Genomic DNA, 1,278 nt, shown 5'->3' with positions numbered 1-1,278 from the left:
CATCAGTCACGGTGGGCTCCTTTGCCACTCGCGCGACACCGCGCGAGCGTTCTCGCTGGGCCGGTCAGCCTTGGGGTCGTACGACCCGAGGGCCGGGTGCCGGCCCCCTCGTACTGAGTTGCTCAGTCACGATCAGGACCTCCCGTACGAGCCACACCTACGCGGCCCGCACCCCCGACGCTACCGCCGAATTCACGATCCGGCCGCCGGACTATCAGGCGCATTCGTGAAGATCGGGTTAACGGGAGTCCCGTTAGGGCGTTTCGCCCAATTCCGCGAGAAGTACCGGGACATGGCTGTGCTCCGGCTCTTTCGTAGCCGTGACCAGGGTCAACGGACCGGTCGCGGCCTCCTCCCGCAGGTGCGCCAGACCTTCGCGGGCCGCATCGGCCCCGAGCTCGATTCGATACTTGCGCTCGAACTCGGCACGGCGTGTCTCCGGCGCGGCGTGATACCACTTGCGAAGTTCGTTCGACGGGGTCACGTCTTTGGCCCATTCGTCAATGGCCGCTTGCTGTTTGCTGATGCCGCGCGGCCACAGCCGGTCCACCAGCACGCGGCGGCCGTCGGCGGCATCGGGGGCGTCGTAGACGCGCTTGACCCGGTATCCCGGTTGCTGTGTCATGTGCTCCATTACAGTCGAGACCATGGCCGAAACTCCGGATCTGGCGACGCTGTCCACCAAGGAATTGCACGACCGCGCCGTGAAGCTGGCCGCCCGCCGCGGCGACGTCAAATTCCTGTGGCAGCTGCTCAAGGCGATTCCCGGCGCCGAGGTGGCGGCGGGCAAGCAGGGTGAGGGCGAGGTCGACATCTGGAACACCGCGGCCCTGCTCGACGACTACTTCCACGCCGGGGAAGGCAAACTGGGCGAGGTGCTGCGGCCGATGTACGTGGACTACCTCACCAAGCACGCCTGAGGCGTCAGCGGAATTCAGCCGGCCGGCGTGCTGTGCAGTCCGGTGAGCACGGCACGCACGAACGGCGCGAATCCCTGCGGCCCCGAGGCGAAGTCCTTCATGTGGACGGTGGTGCGGTCACTGGATTCGAAGACGGCGCGCACGATGCTCAGCCGGTCCTCGAGGTCCAGGCCCGCACCCATGATCACGTGGTCGATCGGGGTGCGCGCCAACATGTCCCGCAGATCGGCCGGCCCGGTGCCCGCGTGGATGTCGACCTCCGGTAGGCCGACGCGCTCGCGCACCTCGTCCACCACGGCCGACTTCAATCCCAGCAGCAAAACGGTGGTCGTCATCCCCGCCTCCGATCCCCTTGCAG

3 protein-coding genes are annotated in these 1,278 nt (G+C 67.1%); 1 reads left to right on the top strand and 2 read right to left on the bottom strand.

All coding sequences use genetic code 11. The features are described from left to right. Positions 1 to 253 precede the first annotated feature (253 nt). Positions 254 to 625 (bottom strand): DUF488 family protein, encoded by a 372-nt coding sequence (locus tag ACIRS4_RS37410; protein ID WP_357091693.1) that lies wholly within the window; start codon positions 623 to 625, stop codon positions 254 to 256. A 22-nt stretch (positions 626 to 647) separates the two neighbouring features. Here ACIRS4_RS37410 and ACIRS4_RS37405 point away from each other — a divergent pair, with 22 nt between their 5' ends. Beyond that, on the top strand, positions 648 to 920 hold the full coding sequence (locus ACIRS4_RS37405; RefSeq protein ID WP_357091696.1) for a hypothetical protein: 273 nt from the start codon (positions 648 to 650) through the stop codon (positions 918 to 920). A 14-nt stretch (positions 921 to 934) separates the two neighbouring features. On the opposite strand, the gene ACIRS4_RS37400 is transcribed toward ACIRS4_RS37405, so the two are convergent. Then, positions 935 to 1,255, bottom strand: coding sequence for a hypothetical protein (locus ACIRS4_RS37400; protein WP_404204612.1), 321 nt, complete (start codon positions 1,253 to 1,255; stop codon positions 935 to 937). Between the last annotated feature and the right edge of the window lie 23 nt (positions 1,256 to 1,278).

The sequence above is a fragment of the Streptomyces sp. NPDC101166 genome, assembly GCF_044768125.1.
GTDB lineage: Bacteria > Actinomycetota > Actinomycetes > Streptomycetales > Streptomycetaceae > Streptomyces.
Note: the sequence above shows the minus strand (reverse complement) of the source record. Positions and strands in the feature narration are given on the sequence as shown.